The organism is Ruminococcus flavefaciens (assembly GCF_900116855.1).
GTDB classification, from domain to species: Bacteria; Bacillota; Clostridia; order Oscillospirales; family Ruminococcaceae; genus Ruminococcus; species Ruminococcus flavefaciens_R.
The window spans coordinates 13,261-32,638 of sequence record NZ_UETD01000005.1 but is presented as its reverse complement, the minus strand read 5'-3'; the positions used below and the strand labels follow the sequence as shown (position 1 = coordinate 32,638).

Here is a 19,378-nt window from a genome sequence, read left to right as displayed (position 1 = left end):
CCTCCGTATCATTGCTTCATAGCCTGTGCAGCTCAGACGGTCTGCACCTGAGGCTTTTTGGCAGGCTTCTGCTCTGCCTGCTCCATAGCGGCGACAAGGCTCCTGAGTCTTATCCTTGCAGCGCCAAGGTTGTTTATCTCGTCTATTTTAAGCTGTGTGTACAGCTTTCCGCGGCTCTCGAGGATATGTCTCACCTCATCGCCCGTAACAGCGTCTATTCCGCAGCCGAATGACACAAGCTGTATGAGCTGCATATCGGGCTGTGTGGTGACGTATTTGGCGGCGCGGTAGAGCCTTGAATGGTAAGTCCACTGGTTGAGCACGCCCAGCTTGGGGGTGCTGGAAAATCCCGAGATGCTGTCCTCTGTGATGACAGCCATGCCGAGACTGGAGACAAGCTTATGTATGCCGTGGTTTATCTCCTTGTCTATGTGGTAGGGACGGCCTGCGATAACGATTATCTTTCTTCCCTCGGCTCTTGCCTGAGTGATTATCTCCATGGCTTTTTTCGTTACCGAGTTGTGGTAAGCCTGAAGCGCCTCGTAAGCCTTGTCCACAGCGTCGGGTATCCTGCCCTTGACGTTGTAACGGCTGAGAGCCTTTCCCAGAACCTTTATGACGTTCTTCCTGATATTCAGGTCGAGGTAGGGGTGGATAAAGTTCTCCTTGTTGAGCCTTGGATTGTTTGCCATGAGCAGCTCGGGATAATAGGCAACTACGGGACAGTTGAAGTGGTTGTCGCTGCCGCCCTCGTCCAGATTGTAGCTCATGCAGGGATAGAATATGAAGTCCACGCCCTTGTCCAGCAGGTTCTCGATGTGTCCGTGTGTGAGCTTTGCAGGGTAGCACACTGTATCCGAGGGGATGGTATGCTGTCCCAGATAGTACATATCACGGGAGCTCTCGTCGGAGACCACTGTCCTGAAGCCCAGTGTGGTGAACAGCATATGCCAGAATGGCAGCTGCTCGTAAAATCCGAGTGCAAGTGGAAGTCCCACTGTGCCGCGATAGCGCTTGGGCTGGTGGGTCTTGACGGTATTGAGTATGCTGTCGTATTTGAACTCGTAGAGATTGGGAACGGTGTTCCTGTTGGCAGCTCCGCCGCCCTTTTCGCAGCGGTTGCCCGAGATGAAGCGGCGTCCCTTGCCGAAGCTGATGATGTTCAGCTGGCAGTGAGCGGTACATCCGCCGCAGTTTGCGGAACGCGAGGTGTAGGTGAAGTTCTCAAGCTCCTCTGCGGAGATGAGCTTTGAAGCCTCCTCCCCTGCTCTCTCCTTAGCATAGAGAGCACAGCCGAAGGCGCCCATGAGCCCCGAGATAGCAGGACGGATAACGTTCCTGCCCAGTTCCTTCTCAAATGAGCGGAGCACCGCGTCATTGAGGAAGGTTCCGCCCTGAACGACTATGTTCTTTCCGAGGTCGTCGGGAGAATTGGCACGAATTACCTTGTAAATGGCGTTCTTGATGATAGAGGAGGACAGACCTGCGGAGATGTCCTCCACGGTGGCGCCGTCCTTCTGCGCCTGTTTTACGGAGCTGTTCATGAATACGGTACATCGTGAGCCCAGATCAACAGGGTGCTCTGCAAAAAGACCCAGCTGCGAGAACTCGGCTATATCGTAGCCCAGCGCCATTGCGAATGTCTGTATGAAAGAGCCGCAGCCCGAGGAGCAAGCCTCGTTGAGCATGATGCTGTCGATGCTCTTGTTCTTTATCTTGAAGCACTTGATGTCCTGTCCGCCGATGTCGATGATGAAGTCAACGTCGGGACAGAAGTAAGCCGCCGCCTTGAAGTGCGCCACGGTCTCTACTATGCCGTGGTCAACGGAAAGACCTGCCTTTATGAGATCCTCGCCATAGCCTGTTACAGCGGAGCCCTTAATGGTGATACCGGGGTTCATCTCGCTGTAAATACGTTTTACCTGATCGGCTATCTTGTCAAGGGGCTGACCCAGATTTGAGGAGTAGTGGTGGTAGAGGATACGTCCGTCCTCTGTGATGAGCACCAGCTTGGTGGTGGTGGAGCCTGCGTCGATACCGAGATAGGCATCACCCTTGTAGGTGCGTATATCCGCATAGCCCAGATCAAACTTCTTGTGACGGTCTATGAACTCGTCATACTCGGCATGGGAGCGGAAAAGTGGCTCGCCCGTAACTATGGCGTCGGAAGCCTTTGCGGTGCGTATCTTCTCGATTATATCGCTTATATGGAACGCCTTCTCGGCAGTAGCCGCATAGATAGCACAGCCGTAAGCCACGAAAACAGGAGCCTCGGGCGGGAACACAGCGTGCTCATCGTCAAGACCGAGAGTCCTTACGAAAGCCTTTTTGAGTCCGCGGAGAAAGAATAAAGGACCGCCGAGGAAAAGTACCTTTCCCTCAATGGAGCGTCCCTGAGCAAGTCCCGAAACAGTCTGGTCAACGACTGCCTGAAAGATACTTGCGGCAACGTCCTCGCGCCTTGCGCCCTGATTGAGCAGGGGCTGTATATCCGACTTGGCAAAAACTCCGCAGCGTGAAGCTATGGGGTATATCTTCTGTGCGTGGAGGGACAGCTCGTCCAGCTGGTCTGCGGAAACGCCCAGCAGTGTAGCCATCTGGTCGATGAATGCGCCCGTACCGCCTGCACAGGTGCCGTTCATACGCTGTTCAACGCCGCCTGTCAGGAATATTATCTTAGCGTCCTCGCCGCCAAGCTCTATAACAGCGTCAGCGTCGGGCTGCTTCTGCTTAACGGCGAGAAAAGCCGCATGGACCTCCTGAACAAAGGGGATATCCGCAGAATTTGCCAGTCCCAGACCTGCCGAGCCCGTGATACATACGGTGAACTCCTCGTCGGGATAGTCCGCCTGAATGATCTTCAGCTGGTCAGTCACCGTCTCCTTTACCTTGGAGAGATGGCGCTGATACTTGGAATACAGGATATTTCCGTCGCTGTCGGTTATGACAGTCTTTACCGTGGTCGATCCCACGTCAATGCCGAGAGAATACTTATTTGCCATTATACACCTCAGAAGAAGTTATTATCGGGCGGACGATCCGCCCATATCGTTCAATTCGCTATTCTTTTATTATAGCACAATTATTATGTAAAAGTAAAGAGGTAAAATTTCCGCATTGCAGATAGGTGGGATAAGTTGCCATTTTTCGCAGGAAATGATATAATAACGTATATTTGGTACATTTCAGTATAGCACGATAGCTTCACAATGTCAATTTGAAAATTTTTCGGAAAAAGCTGTAACGAAAAGGCTTTTTCCGCAACTAATAAGTGAACGTTCGGAAAGGAGGTGTCGGCGTGTCGGGAGAAATGGAGCAATACTACAAGGAAAACGGCAGGAAGGTCTTTCTGTACCTCATGACTCTCTGCGGCGATGCCGACACCGCCGAGGAGCTCACTCAGGAGACCTTTTACCGCGCCATAAAGTCGCTGAGGAAATACAAGGGCGAGAGCTCCGTGTACACATGGCTGTGCAGTATCGCGCGCAACGCATGGCTGGAGGAGCTCCGCAAGCGCACAAAGCACAAGGGCGAGGAGATAAGCGAGCTTGCGGAGGACACGGCTCCCCGTCCCGACGAGGCTGCGGAGAGCGCCGACGGACGGCTGAGGCTGCTGAAGAAGATACACTCCCTGCCCGAGACGGAAAAGGAGCTGATACTGCTCCGCGCCTCACAGGAGCTGAGCTTCCGCGAGATAGGGGAGATATTCGGCAAGTCCGAGAACTGGGCGCGTGTGACCTATTACCGTGCTAAGCAGAAATTAGCCCGCGGCGATTGATGCAGGGACGACCGCAAACAGCCAACTGTAGGGGAGGGCGCCCCCGCCCTCCCGAAGCAAGCACATCACCATGAACGGGAGCCCGAAGCGGAATAACCGCCTGTAGGGGCTGATATTATCCGCCCGACAAGTTGAGAGTTGAAAGCAGATAGTTGAGAGTTGAAAGCAGATAGTTGAGAGTTGCGGTATCGCCTTTCGGCGATAGTATTCAGATCTGTCTGCGTAAACAGACACAATAACTCTGCACTCTCAACTAAAAAAGGAGTTGATATTATGAAATGCAATATAATCAGAGACCTTCTGCCGCTGTACTGCGACAAGCTGACCTCAGAGGACAGCAACGAGGAAATAGAAAAGCACCTCCGCGAATGCGAGGAGTGCAATAGTATCTACGAGAGCATGAACAACAAGGAAGATGATATAAAAGCCGACCAGAAGGACATAAAGCCGCTGAAAAAGATAAAAAAGCGTATAAAACTCAAAGTAATAGCCGCCATTCTCGGCACACTTGCAGTGCTGTCTGCAGTTTTTGTATTCGTTTTTGTGGGAGTTATACCCATAAGCTCGGATAAGCTTCATTATACCGTGACCGCATATGAGGTCAAGTCATACATGATAAAGCACGAGCCGAACGAAAACGGTGAATATCTCGAAGAATACCGTGCTGAATACATGGACGATTTCTATCCCATTCCTGATGGTGCAAAAGTCGAAACAGAACATCATATAAGCATTGATTTTGAGGCGGACTGCAAGATGATAAATTACAGGTTTGACGCTGATTACGAATATTTTGTAAATGATGAGGGCATAAATGATATGAGAACGCATGAGGAGAGGTGGATATATCCTGTTGTGAAGCTGCCTTTTGATAATTGTGGCAAACACCCTAATCAGTTTTCGTGCGGCGGAAATGTTAAAGAAGGCGATACTCTCACTATCCACTGCCGTGACAAGGACATAGAATTAGACCTCTGGCAGTTATATCTGGACAATGTTGAAAAATAACGCATACGGACGGCGTTCGCCGTCCGTTTTCTTTTTCCCTGTTTTTCGGGCGGCGGAGCGCCGTTCATGTGGTCCGCGACCGGGGTTCGATGCGTTTTTCAACTTTCAACTTCCCAAATGTTGACAAATCGGGACTCTTTATGTATAATAATAGCAGTATGAAACGGAAAGGATAATTTCATGTTCAAACGCAACCATGTCGTAAGACTTATACTCATATTCACCCTCATTATGGGAGTTTCCTCCCTCGCTGTCATGATAGGCGGAATGATGAGGGCGCGAAACAACAACTACATCACCATCGATCCCGAGACTATGAAGCTGATACAGCTTGATCCCCCGAAGGAGGGCGATCCCATAGCTATCGTGGACACCACCCTCGGCGAGGTAAGGTTCAGGCTCTTCCCCGAGCAGTCACCTAACGCCGTGGCGAACTTCACAGAGCTGGCAAATTCGGGTTACTATGACGGCACCTACGTTTTCCACGCAGAGAGCGGAGTCTATTCCGCGGCAGGCGCTCCCAACAAGGACGGCTCCGCCAAGGACAACTCACATGAGCTGGTGGAGAGAGAGCTCAGTCAGGACCTCTGGCCCTTCAAGGGCGCTGTCCTCGCCATGAACACCACTGTCAAGCAGAACTTCAAGGAGAAGATACTGGGCGGCGGCACCTACTACAACGGAAGCCGCTTCATCATGCTGAACACAGTCGAATACGATGACGAATTCAAGGAGGAGCTGAAGAACTCCTCCGAGAGCGAAGCACTTGCGGACGCATTTATCGAAAACGGCGGCGTTCCCAACTTCTCACAACAGATGACCGTCATCGGTCAGATATACAGCGGCATGGACGTTGCGGAAAAGCTGGCTCAGCTTGAGACCAACGACATCGGCGTGTATAAGTTCCCCAAGGAGGACGTCCTCATAAATTCTGTCACTATAAGCACCTATTCTTCGGAAGATGAAATAACGGAAGATACAAAAAACAACTGATATTTCGTTGATTTCAGCGATAAAACCTGCCTTTTCATGGAAAAGCTTTGTAATCTGACAACAAAAATATCAGGAAACTATTTACAAATCAAATTATTTGATGTATAATATATAAGTTGAAGTATAGTTACTCATAATAATCACAGTATCTCTTAATTCTGAGGAGTGATATATGATGCTCAGAAAATTCCTCGCAGGTCTTTTCTGTACAGTAATTGCGGCTTCTGCATTTACATCATGCAGCAGTCAGACGAGCAGCAGCTCTGACACCGCGGAGGTAACTACCGCAGCAGAGCTTACAACAGAGGCTGTTTCCACACAGCCGCTCACAGTGGAAAATGTTGACATTGCAAACTTCACAGCCCCCGAAAAGGGCGATACTATAATAATCATGAACATCAGGGACTACGGAACGGTCAAGTTCAGACTCTTCCCCGAGTACGCGGACAGAGGCGTCGAGAACTTCGTTGAGCTGGCTAAAAAAGGCTACTACGACGGTCTCAAGTTCCACAGAGTCATCAACGACTTCATGATACAGGGAGGAGACCCCCTCGGCACCGGCACAGGCGGCGAATGCGTGTGGGGCGGAAAGTTCGACGGCGGTACAGACCCCCATCTTATCCATGCAGCAGGCGCTGTTGCCTACGCAAACAGCGGCGGCACCTCCACCAACGGCAGCCAGTTCTACATCGTTACGGGTACTACCTATACCGATGAGGATTTCGACGATATCGCCAATAAAGGCTATATATTCTCCGACAACGCAAAGGAGATATACAAGAAAGCAGGCGGAGCCCCCTGGCTTGACGGCAGCTATACCGTTTTCGGTCAGGTCATCGACGGTCTGGATATTATATTCAAGATACAGAATGTAAAAACCGACCCCGACAACGATATGCCTTACAAGGACGTCATCATGGACTCCGTTACCGTCGGCGAGTACGACGGAGAGGATATACGCTGGTATATCAATGATTACGAGTCATTTGACCCCGAGGAGATCAGACAGGCATCGGCTAAGGAAGACGTGGAGATCAAGAACTTCACAGCCCCGAAAGAGGGCGAGACCATAGTCAGCATGAAGCTGAAAGGCTACGACAGGGAAGTAAAGATCAAGCTCTTCCCCGAGTACACCGAAAAGGGCATCGAAAACTTTACCACACTGGCAGAACAGGGCTACTATGACGGGCTCACATTCCACAGGGTGATGAAGGATTTGCTCATTGAGGGCGGTGACCCCAACGGAGACGGTACCGGCGGCGAATCCATATTCGACAAGGGCTATGAGGACAGCGCAGACCCACACCTCCTCCATGTTGCAGGTGCAGTTGCCTATTCAAATGAAGGTTCACTTAATACAAACGGAAGCCGCTTCTTTATTGTCACAGGTGAAAAGCTCACTCAGGACGAGGTCGACGAGATAGAGTCCTACGGCTACGAATTCTCCAAAAGCGAAAAGGAGCTCTACACCGAGTACGGCGGTGTACCGTGGTTCGACGGGAGCTATACGGTCTTCGGTCAGGTCTTTGACGGACTGGATATCATCTTCGATATCCAGAACTGCGAAGTTGACGAAAACAATAAGCCCAAGAAGGACATTGTCATCGAGAAGATGACCGTCACCAAGTATAACGGAGAGGATGTCCGCTGGCATCTTTCCGACTATGAATGACAGCTTTCAAGCTAAGGCTTGATGATTTATATTATCGGCGTCTTATGCCGAGGAACAAAAGAAAGAAATTCGGGAGCAGATATAAATAACCCGAAAAATAAGGAGAGAAAATATTTGGATAAGTTTGTTATAAAAGGCGGAAGACGCCTTGAAGGTGAAGTTACCATCAGCGGTGCAAAGAATGCAGCTGTTGCTATCCTGCCCGCAGTGATCCTTTCGGACGAGCCCTGCGTTATCGAGAACGTTCCCTACATCAGCGATGTAAGGATATGCATCCGCATACTCAAGGAAATGGGTGCGGAGGTCACAAACGTAGGCAAGGACGCTTACAGGATCGATCCCACAACTATCAATAAGTTCTGCGTTCCTTATGAGTACGCAAGAAAAATGCGTGCTTCCTACTATTTCCTCGGAGCGCTCCTCGGCAAGTTCAACAAGGCAAGAGTTTCAATGCCCGGCGGATGTCCCTTAGGAGACCGCCCCATCGACCAGCACCTGAAGGCTTTCACAGCTCTGGGCGCAAAGTATACCCTCAGTCAGGGCATGATCGACCTTACCTCAGACAAGCTCTCGGGCAGCCAGATCTTCTTCGATGTGGTAACTGTGGGCGCGACTATGAACGCTATGCTGGCTGCCGTAAAGGCAGAGGGCCTCACCGTCATAGAGAATGCGGCTAAGGAGCCCCATATCGTTGACCTTGCAAACTTCCTCAACTCCATGGGAGCAAATATCATGGGCGCAGGTACAGACGTCATCAAGATCAGAGGCGTAGAGCACCTCCACGGTACTACCTACGCTGTTATCCCCGACCAGATCGAGGCAGGTACATTCATGGTGGCTGTTGCAGCTACAAAGGGCGATGTGCTCATCAAGAACGTTATCCCCAAGCACCTTGAGTCCATCACAAAGAAGCTTGAGAAAATAGGCGTAAACATAGAACAGTTCGATGACAGCATCAGGGTATGGGTAGACGGTCCCCTTGTAAAGACCAATGTAAAGACCGCTCCTCACCCCGGATTCCCAACGGATATGCAGTCTCAGATAGCTACTCTCCTCTGTCTTGCAGAGGGAACCAGCATCATCACCGAGAATATCTGGGAGCAGCGCTTCCGCTACGTTGACGAGCTGAGAAGAATGGGCGCCGATATCACCGTAAACGGCAAGGTAGCTCTTATCGAGGGCACCGGCAAGCTCATGGGAGCTCCCGTAAAGGCGTGTGACCTCAGAGCAGGTGCTGCACTTATCATCGCAGGACTGGCTGCAAGCGGCGTCACCGAGATCGAGGATATCTACCATATCGAGCGCGGCTATGACTGCATGGAGGGCAAGCTCCGTGCGCTGGGCGCAGATATCGAAAAGGTCAGCGTTCCCGACAAGGCTGAGGACTCAAAGCCCGATAACGCCAAGGCTGCTGTTTAATAAGTATCACGGCTGCTGCACAACAGTGCGGCAGCTTTTTCATCTGTCTGCATGGGAGCACGCTCTGCGCGCCCCCTGTTTTTATGACCTCACACAAGGAGTTTTATGAAGGATAATAAAGGATTATACAAAAAACTGTTTACCATAGTGGCGCCTATCGCCTTCCAGTACATGATGTCGTCACTGGTTTCGGCGTCGGACGCCTTTATGCTGGGCTTTCTTGATCAGGACTCACTGTCCGCCTCATCACTGGCAGGACAGATAGCCTTCGTGTACAGCCTGTTCTTCGGAGCATTCGTGGCAGGCTGCGGAGTCCTCGCTGCCCAGTACTGGGGCAAAAAGGATCAGCGTACTGTTGAGGAGGTCCTTGCCATAACCATGCGCTATTCCCTTATAATAGGCGCACTTTTCTCACTGGCAGCCGCTTTGCTGCCGCGGCAGATAATGCACATCTTCACATCTGACAGCAACCTCATCAGCCTCGGCGCAGTATATCTGCGTACTGTGGCAGCTTCCTACCTGCTGGCAGGCTTCTCGCAGGCTTATTTCGGTATTATGAAGGTCTGTGACCGCGCAGGGCTCAGCTCCCTTATAGGCAGCCTTGCGGTGGTGCTGAATATTGCTCTCAACGGCTGTCTCATCTTCGGAGTGGGACCATTCCCCGAAATGGGCATCGCAGGAGCAGCTCTCGCCACGGTCATCACCCGTGCTTTTGAATGCGTGTTCATACTCTTTGTCATCGGCATGAAGAAATGTCCGCCTCTGCGGCTGAAACTCATGCTGCGGTCAAGGACTCCCCTCCTCCACAGGGACTACATACGCTATACACTTCCCCTGCTGCTCAATCAGCTGGGCTGGGGCGGCGGAGTCACCATGTACTCCGTTATCATGGGGCATCTTGGCTCTGACGCAACTGCGGCAAACTCCATAGCAGGCATAGTCCGCAGCATAATCGCCAGCCTTTGCTGGGGAATCGCCTCGGGCGTGGGCATCATCATCGGCGGTATGCTCGGCAGAGATGAAAAAGAGGAAGCCAAAAAGGCAGGCGGCAGCTTCGTTCGCTTCTCCATATGGATAGGCGCAGCCTCGGGAGTGGTCATACTGGCACTTACGCCACTGCTCATGAGGTTCATCACTCTCGCTCCACAGGCGCAGTTCTATCTGAAGTATATGCTGTTCATGGCAGCTTATTATATAATCGGCAACTCCCTGAACTCCACCATAATCTCGGGAATATTCCCCGCAGGCGGCGACACGAGGTTCGGCATGATATGCGATATCGTAACGCTCTGGTGCGTGGTGGTGCCCATGGGAATGATAGCAGCCTTCCTGCTGAAGCTCCCTGTGCTTGCGGTGGCGTTTATTCTCACCCTTGACGAGTTCGTGAAGATACCCGCGGTATACAAGCACTACATGAAGTACAAGTGGGTCAGCAATATCACACGATAAACAAGACTTCAACGCCATGCCGTAATTATTGGAATTTAACACCGAAAGTGTTAAATTCCGAAGCCCTTAGCCTTTAGCTTTTAGCCATCAGTAAGCGGCTTCGCCGCTTTATTATCGGGCGGCGGAACGCCGCCCCTACATCAGGCTAACGGCTAATGGCTATGGGCTAACGGCTTAAATCATAATTTAGCTCCACTAAATTATGATTTATCGAAATAAACACAAAGCCCCTGAACGTGACAAGACGCTCAGGGGCAAATTTTATATATGGGCTTGGCTCAGTTCTTCGCTTTTTTCTCATGCTGCGAGATTATGAGCCTTATGGAGTTGTACAGATAGGGCTTCAGCTCCACAAGGGAACATGGCTCCTTATAGAGTATCGCCGAATAGCAGGTGGAGCTCACCAGCTCGATTATCATGAAAAGCATTATCTCGGGGTCGCGGAAGCCGTTTGGCGCCTCCGACAGCATCTGATAGTACACCTCCGAGAAGTTGATGTCGTCCTCGGAAACAGGTGTTGTGATAGCGTTCTTGAATATGCCCCAGCTGAGATTTTTCGATATGAATGTGAGCAGGGACTGGTTATTGTTGAGCTGATTTATGATATTGTCGATTATCCTTATGAGCCTTTCCTCAAAGGGAAGGTCATTGATAGTGTCGCCAAGCTCTCTGAGCGCCGTCTTGAAAAGCTGGCTGGACTTGTGGGACACAAGCTTGTTGCGGATGTCATATTTGTCCTTGAAATAAAGGTAGAACGTGCCCTTTGCCACTCCTGCCTTGTTCACGATGTCGGTTATGGAAGTCTTGCTGAAGCCCTTTGTGGTAAAAAAATCAAAAGCTGTTTTCAGCAGCGAATTCTCCTTCAGCTTTTTATTAAGGTCGACCTTTCCCATGTTTACACACCTTTCCTGAGGATGTACGGAGCGTCCCCCACCGTTCCATTATTTTTTCCGCTTTGCAGTTACATCATAATTATTATAGCCCGAAAAATCGGCTGTGTCAAGGCTGTAAAATTGACCAACCGTCAGCCCTGACAAAAGAGAAATTTGTGCAGGCATACAAAAATATGACCGAAAGTCATTTTTTCACTTCGTTGCAGTTGACTAACGGTCATTTTTGTAATATACTAAGGTATAACAAATAAAACGGACGCATATTGAGTGTCCGCGGCAGACTGTGCGTATCTGTTCATTCCCGACAGATCAGCCCATTTTTCTCCTAAAGGTATTTCCCGACTGTCCCTCAGCTTCCGACGGGGACAGTCTCCTGCACAGAGCTGCGGACCTTCAATATGCGCCCGTAAAAAATGATAAGAAGGGATGATAAGATGCTTAAATTCGGTGAATGGATAGCTAAGCACAGAGTGCTGATACTCATTATCGCAGTGCTCCTGCTTATTCCTTCGGCTATAGGTTATATCAACACCCGTGTGAACTACGATATACTCTCCTATCTGCCAAAGGACATAAATACAATGATAGGTCAGGATATACTCAAGGAGGACTTCGGTCAGGGCGGCTTCTCTCTGGTAATGGTGGAGGGAATGAGCGACAAGGATGTTGCGGAGACTGCCGACAAAATATCGGCGATAGACCACGTTTCCGACGTCATATGCTATCAGTCCATGACGGACTGCAAGATACCCATGGAGATACTCCCCGAGAATATCTACGACTTCTTCAACAAGGGCGACACCACCATGATGGCGGTATTCTTCGATGATACCACCTCGGGCGACGGAACTCTCGCCGCTGTTGAGGAGATGAGGAACATCACCTCGAAGCAGTGCTTCATCAGCGGTATGTCCGCCATCACTCTCGATATGAAGAAACTCACTCAGAGCGAGACCCTCATCTATGCGGTCATCGCCGTTATACTCACAAGCATAGTCCTTACATTGACTATGGACTCCTTCCTCATTCCCGTATTCTTCATGCTCAGCATAGGCTTTGCGGTAGTGTGGAACTTAGGCTCAAACATCGTTCTCGGTGAGATATCCTTTATCACACAGGCTCTGGCAATGGTGCTCCAGCTTGGCGTCACCATGGACTACTCCATCTTCCTGTGGCACAGCTACAAGGAGCAGCTCACTCACTTCCCCGACAGCAAGCAGGAGGCTATGGCACACGCTATCGCAGCAACTATAACCTCCGTTGTGGGAAGCTCCTTCACCACAGTTGCGGGCTTCCTTGCAATGTGCTTCATGACCTTCACACTTGGTCTTGATCTCGGAATAGTTATGGCAAAGGGCGTTGTATGCGGCGTTATCTCCTGCGTAACAGTGCTTCCCTCAATGATACTCATATTCGAGAAGGCTATTGCAAAGACATCTCACAGGGACTTCCTTCCCTCATTCAGCCGCACCTCGTCTTTCATCGTAAAGCACTCATGGGTATTCCTTACACTGGGTATAGTTCTGCTTATACCTGCGGTCTTCGGCAACAACCACTACGATGTTTACTACAAGCTGGACAGCACTCTCCCCAAGACCCTTGACAGCGTTATCGCCAACACCAAGCTGGCTGAGGAGTACAACATGAACAGCACCCACATCCTTATGGTGGACTCTCATATGAGCGCAAAGGACGCTGACAGAATGCTCAGCGAGATAAAAAAGACTGACGGCGTTCAGTTCGCCGCAGGCTTCAATTCACTGGTGGGACCTGCTATCCCCGAGGAGGCTGTTCCCGAGGAGATAAAGAGTATCCTCAAGAGCGATAAGTGGCAGATAATGCTGATAGGCTCGGAATACGAGGTAGCCTCCGACGAGGTAAACGAGCAGATCTCAGACCTGAACACCATTGCCCAGAGGTATGACCCCGAGGCTATGCTCATAGGTGAGGCGCCTGCCACAAAGGACCTCATCACCATTACCGACAGGGACTTCAAAATAGTAAACTTCCTGTCCATTGCGGCTATATTCCTTATCATAGCCTTTACATTCAAGTCGGTAACACTTCCTGTGATACTGGTCTCCGTAATAGAGCTGGCTATCATGATAAATCTGGGCGCCGCCTACTACACAGGTTCAAGGCTGTCATTCATCGCTCCCATCGTTATAGGAACTATACAGCTGGGCGCTACGGTAGACTACGCGATACTCATGACCACAAGATACCGCACCGAGAGAAGCAGCGGTCAGGCAAAGAAAAATGCTATCGGTATCGCTCTCAGCACCTCCATAAAATCGGTCATCACTTCGGCACTGGGCTTCTTCGCCGCAACCGTAGGCGTTGCCCTCTACTCCGATATCGGTCTTATCTCGGAGCTGTGTATGCTCCTTGCAAGAGGCGCTCTCATCTCAATGGTGATAGTAATAACCGTGCTGCCCTCCATGTTCATGGTATTCGACAAGCTCATTTGCAGGACCAGCGCAGGCTTTTCACCTAAAAGAAAGGCGCAGGGCAAGCGCCGCCATATTTTCGGAACAGTGTGATATAAAGGAGAGATAGATATGAAAAAGATAAACAAGATCCTTACAGCTCTGGTGGCAGCTGCTGTTTCCGCAGGAGCTACGGGCTCCATCGCTTACGCAAAGAACAGCGACAAAAATACAGAAGCTCCCAAAAAGTCCGTAAAGACATCAGCCGACAGCGAGGCTGCCTCAAGGCAGAGCAACGGCGAGAACGCATACAAGGACGAGACAGTTTACGTCCTCTGCAACAGCGATTCCTCCGTGAAGAACGTGGTGGTAAGCGACTGGCTGAAAAATTCTCCCGCTCTGGTGAATATCTCCGATATCTCCGACCTGAGCAATATCGTCAACGTAAAGGGCGACGAGGAATTCGAGCTCAGCGGCGAGAACCTCAGCTGGGAGGCTGACGGCAGCGATATCTACTACAAGGGCAATTCCGACAAGGAGCTCCCCGTGGACGTTACCATGGAGTACTTCCTTGACGGCAAGAAAATGGCTCCCGAGGAAATAAAGGGCAAGAGCGGACACCTCGTTATCCGCTGGACATACAAGAACAATCAGAAAGTTACAAAGAATATAGGCGGCGAGGAGAAGGAGCTGTATGTTCCTTTCATGGCTGCCAGTGCCGCTGTACTCAGCACAGACAAATACATAAATGTTGAGGTCACAAACGGCAAGGTGATCTCAGACGGCTCAAAGCTCATCGCTGTGGGCATGGCATTCCCGGGGCTGGGCGAAAGTCTGGCTCTTGACAAGATAGAGGGCATGAGCATAGAGGTCCCCGAAAGCTTCGAGATATCCGCAGACGTTACGGATTTTGAGATGAATACCTCCGTGACAGTGGTCTCCAACGAGATATTCTCACAGCTTGACGTTGACAATGCAGCCGACTTCGGCGACCTGAAGGATAAGCTGAAGGAGCTCAGTGACGGTGCGGAGAAGCTCTCCGACGGCACAGCAGCTCTCTATGACGGCGTAAAGCAGCTCTCGGGCGGTGCAGGAGACCTTACAGACGGTATCGACAAGCTCCTTGCAGGCTCTCTGGAGCTGAAAAACGGCGCGTCAGAGCTTGACAGCGGCGCAAAGAAAATAACCGACGGCGCAAAGACTCTCTCCGACTCCACAGGCACATTCGCAAGCGGTCTGGGCAGCGCTAAGGACGGCTCTGCACAGCTGAAAGACGGTCTGGGACAGGTAAGCAGCGGCGCTTCCGACTTAGCTAATGGTCTGGGCAGCGCTAAGGAGGGCTCATCGGCACTGGTAGGCGGCTTCTCAAAGGTGACCGCAGGCGCTGACGCTCTCAGCAGCGGACTCAAGGACGCAAAGGCAGGCTCGGACGCTCTTACCGCAGGCTTCAAGCAGGTGGACGACGGCGCAGCTGCTCTCACAGCAGGCGCAGGTACGCTCTCGGGCGGCGTTGGAGCTCTCACAGACGGCAGCAAGCAGGTAAAGGACGGCTCCGCACAGCTTTCACAGGGCGCAGCTGCTCTCAGCGACGGTGCCGCACAGCTCAGCACTTCCGCAGGACAGCTCTCGGAGGGCATTGCCTCCGCAAAGACAGGAGCTGACTCCCTTGCAGAGGGTATCGGCTCAGCCAAGACAGGTGCAGACCAGCTTGCAGGCGGCGCGGCAGCCCTTACGGACGGAGCTTCACAGCTGGGCGCAGGAATAGCTCAGGCAGGGGCTTCCCTTGATACCACAATAGCCGCTAACGAGCAGGCTCTCGCGGCATTGCAGGCATTATATCAGCAGTCTCCCTCACAGGAGCTTGCTGTTGCAATAGGCACATTACAGCAGACCATAGACGGTCAGAAGCAGATATCAGCCTCTATGGCTGAGGGCGGACAGCTCAGCGCAGGTGCAGTTTCACTCCAGACAGGAGCACAGCAGCTCTCGGGCGGTCTGGGACAGCTCAGTGCAGGTCTGGAGACCGCACAGAACGGCTCGGCAGCTTTACAGAGCGGTCTCGGCACTCTCGATGAGGGCGGAAAGGCTCTCTCCGCAGGAGCACAGCAGCTCTCGGGCTCTACCGCACAGCTTTCAAAGGGCGCAGCAGACCTTAACACGGGAGCAGCTGCCCTCGACACAGGCATAGGCACTCTCGCAGGGGGCAGCACCGAGCTCATCGGCGGTCTGGACTCCCTCGTAAAGGGTCTCACACAGCTCAGCAGCGGCAACGCTTCACTGAATGACGGCCTCGGAAAGCTCTCAGTCGGTGCAGTTGACCTGACAGGCGGTCTCGGACAGCTCTCTGACGGTGCTTCTGCACTGGACAGCGGTCTTGCTCAGCTTTCGCAGGGCTCACTCACTCTGAACGGCGGTCTTGGACAGCTCTCAGACGGCGCTGCAACTCTGGACGGCGGTCTTGCTCAGCTCTACGGCGGAAGCACTCAGCTGTCTGGCGGTGCAAAGACTCTCTATGACTCACTGAAACAGCTCAGCGCAGGTGCAGCAAAGCTGTCGGGCGGCTCGGGAGAGCTATACAACGGCATAGGCACTCTCAGCTCGGGCAGCACTGAGCTCATAGGCGGCGTAGGCAAGCTTGAAAGCGGCGCAAAGGAGCTCAACGACGGCATGATAAAGTTCAACGACGAGGGCATTTCCGTGCTCACGGGAGCCGTTGACAAGAACCTCCCCGAGATCATCGACACTCTCAAGGCTCTCAGGGACGCTTCCCGCGATTACAACAGCTATTCGGGCATTTCCGATAAAATGGACGGCAGCGTGAAGTTCATCTATCTCGTTGACGGTACAAAATAAACCGACGCTGATATAAAAATTCAAGCCATAGTATTTCTGATGTGTGATCGGAAGTACTATGGCTTTTCTGTTGACAGGTTTACGCCATTAGCTAAGGGCTAAGGGCTAAGGGCTCAAATCATAATTTTGCTCCGCAAAATTATGATTTATCACAGGTATCCGTATGCGCCGGATTTTGACATCTCTCCCCTCTTGCTGTATAATAGTATGGCGGACTGAAAAAAGTTTTCAGAAAAGTGAAACCTTTCCCGCCGCAGATGTGTATTATGAGTGTAAAGGTCCTGACGACCTCCCACGAAACGTTTCTAAAAGGAAGACAGAAAGCTATGACTGACGATAAATTCTTATGGGCATATGAAAAGTTCAGAAATACGGTCTATTCCGTCATATTCAGCTATGTGCGCAATACAGAGGACGCCTCCGAGCTTTCGCAGGATACCTTCATAAAGCTATACACATACGACGGCGGCTTCGACTCCGACGAGCACATGAAAGCATGGCTCATCAGGGTCGCTATAAACAGCTGCAACAATCACTTCCGAAGCAGAAAACATATCTCTGCATCCCCTATCCCCGATGACATACCCTCGGAGGAGATGCACGAGACCGACGAGATCATCAGCATCGTCATGAAGCTCCCCGAAAAATACCGCATACCTATACACCTGTTTTACTACGAGGAATACAGCATTGCGGAAATAGCAAAGATACTGGAGCTCCCCGAGGCTACCGTGAAAACAAGGCTCAAAAGGGGCAGGGACAAGCTGAAAAATACTCTGAGAAAGGAAGACTGGCTGTGAGCGATAACAAATACAAAAAGGCAATGAACGACGTATGTGACAGGAATTTCAATGTATCGGCTGCGGAAATGCTGGAAAAAGCACGTTCCGCCGCTCCCACGGAAAGGAATATCACTATGACAGGCACAAGTAAAAAACATCTCATCGGAAAATTCATCGGCGCGGCAGCTGCCTGCGTCATCATATCGGGAACAGCCGCTTCGGCTATGGGCTACGGACCTCTGGGCGACAGTTTCCGCCGTTTCTTCGGCAAGGACGAGACCACCGCAGAGATAATCGACGAGGGTCACTACTGCGAGTTAGGTCAGGACATCACCGACGGCAGCTTCACCGTAATGCTTGACTCCGTAACAGGCGACCGCTCCTCACCGAAGCTGCTGTTCGAGGTGACTGTAAATGATGAGGAGCTTGCTGCAAAGAACGACAGGCTGCACCTCTTTGCCTATATCCTCGACGAGGACACCTATCAGAACCGCCTTGATGATTACGGTATGTGGGACGCATGGGGCGAAAAGGACCCCGAGGTCAGCAATATGTACCACGTCTGCATGGACGGTCCTGCAACATTCATGATAAACAACGCCGATGTCCTTGCGGCGGTAAAGCAGATAAGCTTTGAAAATGACCCTGTGAACCGCAAGTTCGACTATGATGTGGATATGGAGTTCCGCTTCACTGTCCCCGAGCAGGCTCTCAAGGAGACCGCTTATGAATACTACGACGATATCACCATAAGCAGCGGCAATGTCGATTACGAGCTGTTCTATGCCGAATTCGGCGCATACGATTCTCTGCTCAAGGTAAAGTACGACTTTCTGGGCACAGACCTTGCAGGCGGCGAGACCGACTACTATCAGGTAGCAGATAAGTTTGACAAGGACTGGCATGAGCTTGCGGGGAACTTCATTCTCACCGTTGACGGCGTGGAATATGAGCCCAAAGAAATGGGCTACAGCTACTGCGATACAGAGGGAGAAGCCTTCGACGCAGGAAAGTGCAGCACATGGATGACCTTCCCCAGCGTGGACTTCACCTCCGCTGAAAGCGTGACCCTCACCGTAAACGGACAGGTCTACGACCTCAAATAAACATGATATAGTAAAAAGCGGCACAGTAAAGGCGGTACTCTTATAGAAGTTTTACAAGTGATATTGAGGAAAACCCTTTTGAAAAAGGGTTCTTCCTCAAACTCCTTTCCTAAAACTTTCAGCATTAAATTTAGCCCCAACAGGGCGCTCTCAGTATTATTACTGATTTTCACATCTTGTGTGGAGCGCCCTGTCGGGGCTAAATTCAGTTATAAAGTCTTTGGAAAAATGGAGCTTGGGGGTGACTCCCCACAGTGTGGGGAGATGTCACGCAGTGACAGAGGGGACCGCCTCCGTCAGAGGAAGAACCTTTCCTCAGAAAGGTTTTTTCCTCCAATAATTACATATAAACTTCTATATAAGTACTACTCTTAAAACTGTGCCGCTTTCATTTTATTGATTCTTTTTCACCATATTGCACCTGCCCCACAGCTCGTCGCCGTAGGGAAAGGCATCGGGAGTTGTGTGCCTCTCGGCAAAGCCTGCGCTCTCGTAGCACTTCCGCGCTCTCTCGTTGACAGTGAACACATTTAGCTGAACCGCCTCCGCTTTAAGTATCTCAAAGCAGTACCTTGCGGTAAGCTCTATCATTTCCTTTCCATAGCCCTTGCCACGCTGTGCAGGGTCCACTATGACAAATGCAAGCATCGCCTCATTGCTCTCCATGTTTATGGAAGTGCATATAAAGCCCACTGTCTCCCCCTCGTCTGTTACGGCAACAAAGGGGCAGTCGCCGTGTTTATCGTACATAGCCGTAAGGAAATCGCTGAAGGCGTCCTTCTCCATGGGAAAGGGAGCGTGGTTTGCGCTCCACATGGCGTTGGTGCGTTCATCGGCGACCCATTCCTTTATGGCGTCGAAGTCGCGGCTGTGGACGTATGGTCTCAGTCTCATAGCAAAACCTCTCGTTCAATTCATGATTATTCTGTCCGCTGATGCGGATAAAAAAGCAGGGACCGGCGTCCTCGACAGCCCATTATTTAGATTACATTTAAGGGA

Annotated in this window: 13 protein-coding genes; 10 read left to right on the top strand and 3 right to left on the bottom strand. The window is 51.2% G+C overall.

The features are described from left to right. Nucleotides 1–32: 32 nt before the first annotated feature. On the bottom strand, nt 33–3,002 hold the full coding sequence (locus DSZ37_RS05820) for an acyl-CoA dehydratase activase (protein WP_109726010.1): 2,970 nt from the start codon (nt 3,000–3,002) through the stop codon (nt 33–35). A 296-nt stretch (nt 3,003–3,298) separates the two neighbouring features. Between DSZ37_RS05820 and DSZ37_RS05815 the strand changes: the two genes are divergently transcribed. From DSZ37_RS05815 to DSZ37_RS05790, 6 genes are all read left to right on the top strand, one after another. Further along, nucleotides 3,299–3,778, top strand: coding sequence for an RNA polymerase sigma factor (locus DSZ37_RS05815; RefSeq protein ID WP_109726009.1), 480 nt, complete (start codon nt 3,299–3,301; stop codon nt 3,776–3,778). Between the two features lie 273 nt (nt 3,779–4,051). Beyond that, nucleotides 4,052–4,786 carry a zf-HC2 domain-containing protein gene (locus DSZ37_RS05810; RefSeq protein WP_109726008.1) on the top strand — a complete coding sequence of 245 codons (735 nt, stop codon included), beginning with the start codon at nt 4,052–4,054 and terminating at the stop codon, nt 4,784–4,786. Between the two features lie 180 nt (nt 4,787–4,966). Then, nucleotides 4,967–5,776 carry a peptidylprolyl isomerase gene (locus DSZ37_RS05805; RefSeq protein ID WP_109726007.1) on the top strand — a complete coding sequence of 270 codons (810 nt, stop codon included), beginning with the start codon at nt 4,967–4,969 and terminating at the stop codon, nt 5,774–5,776. 172 nt (nt 5,777–5,948) lie between these two features. Continuing rightward, nucleotides 5,949–7,448, top strand: coding sequence for a peptidylprolyl isomerase (locus DSZ37_RS05800; protein ID WP_109726006.1), 1,500 nt, complete (start codon nt 5,949–5,951; stop codon nt 7,446–7,448). A gap of 114 nt (nt 7,449–7,562) precedes the next feature. Beyond that, complete coding sequence (locus DSZ37_RS05795; protein ID WP_109726005.1) at nt 7,563–8,867, top strand: UDP-N-acetylglucosamine 1-carboxyvinyltransferase; 1,305 nt, start codon at nt 7,563–7,565, stop codon at nt 8,865–8,867. A 105-nt stretch (nt 8,868–8,972) separates the two neighbouring features. Then, nucleotides 8,973–10,316: an MATE family efflux transporter gene (locus DSZ37_RS05790; protein WP_109726004.1), complete on the top strand. Its 1,344-nt coding sequence runs from the start codon at nt 8,973–8,975 to the stop codon at nt 10,314–10,316. 278 nt (nt 10,317–10,594) lie between these two features. Here DSZ37_RS05790 and DSZ37_RS05785 read toward each other — a convergent pair whose 3' ends face one another. Beyond that, a complete protein-coding gene (locus DSZ37_RS05785) occupies nt 10,595–11,209 on the bottom strand; it encodes a TetR/AcrR family transcriptional regulator (protein ID WP_109726003.1) in 615 nt (204 codons plus the stop codon). A 434-nt stretch (nt 11,210–11,643) separates the two neighbouring features. Between DSZ37_RS05785 and DSZ37_RS05780 the strand changes: the two genes are divergently transcribed. The 4 genes from DSZ37_RS05780 to DSZ37_RS05765 all read left to right on the top strand — a co-directional run bounded on the left by DSZ37_RS05780 (nt 11,644) and on the right by DSZ37_RS05765 (nt 18,379). Next, on the top strand, nt 11,644–13,752 hold the full coding sequence (locus DSZ37_RS05780; protein ID WP_109726002.1) for an efflux RND transporter permease subunit: 2,109 nt from the start codon (nt 11,644–11,646) through the stop codon (nt 13,750–13,752). An 18-nt stretch (nt 13,753–13,770) separates the two neighbouring features. Continuing rightward, a complete protein-coding gene (locus tag DSZ37_RS05775; RefSeq protein WP_109726001.1) occupies nt 13,771–16,491 on the top strand; it encodes a hypothetical protein in 2,721 nt (906 codons plus the stop codon). A gap of 326 nt (nt 16,492–16,817) precedes the next feature. Further along, nucleotides 16,818–17,291 carry an RNA polymerase sigma factor gene (locus DSZ37_RS05770; protein WP_109726000.1) on the top strand — a complete coding sequence of 158 codons (474 nt, stop codon included), beginning with the start codon at nt 16,818–16,820 and terminating at the stop codon, nt 17,289–17,291. Next, nucleotides 17,288–18,379 carry a DUF4179 domain-containing protein gene (locus DSZ37_RS05765; RefSeq protein ID WP_109725999.1) on the top strand — a complete coding sequence of 364 codons (1,092 nt, stop codon included), beginning with the start codon at nt 17,288–17,290 and terminating at the stop codon, nt 18,377–18,379. The genes DSZ37_RS05770 and DSZ37_RS05765 overlap by 4 nt, the downstream gene beginning before the upstream one ends. A gap of 393 nt (nt 18,380–18,772) precedes the next feature. Here the strand turns inward: DSZ37_RS05765 and DSZ37_RS05760 are convergent, their stop codons facing one another. Then, nucleotides 18,773–19,273: a GNAT family N-acetyltransferase gene (locus DSZ37_RS05760; RefSeq protein WP_109725998.1), complete on the bottom strand. Its 501-nt coding sequence runs from the start codon at nt 19,271–19,273 to the stop codon at nt 18,773–18,775. Nucleotides 19,274–19,378 lie beyond the last annotated feature (105 nt).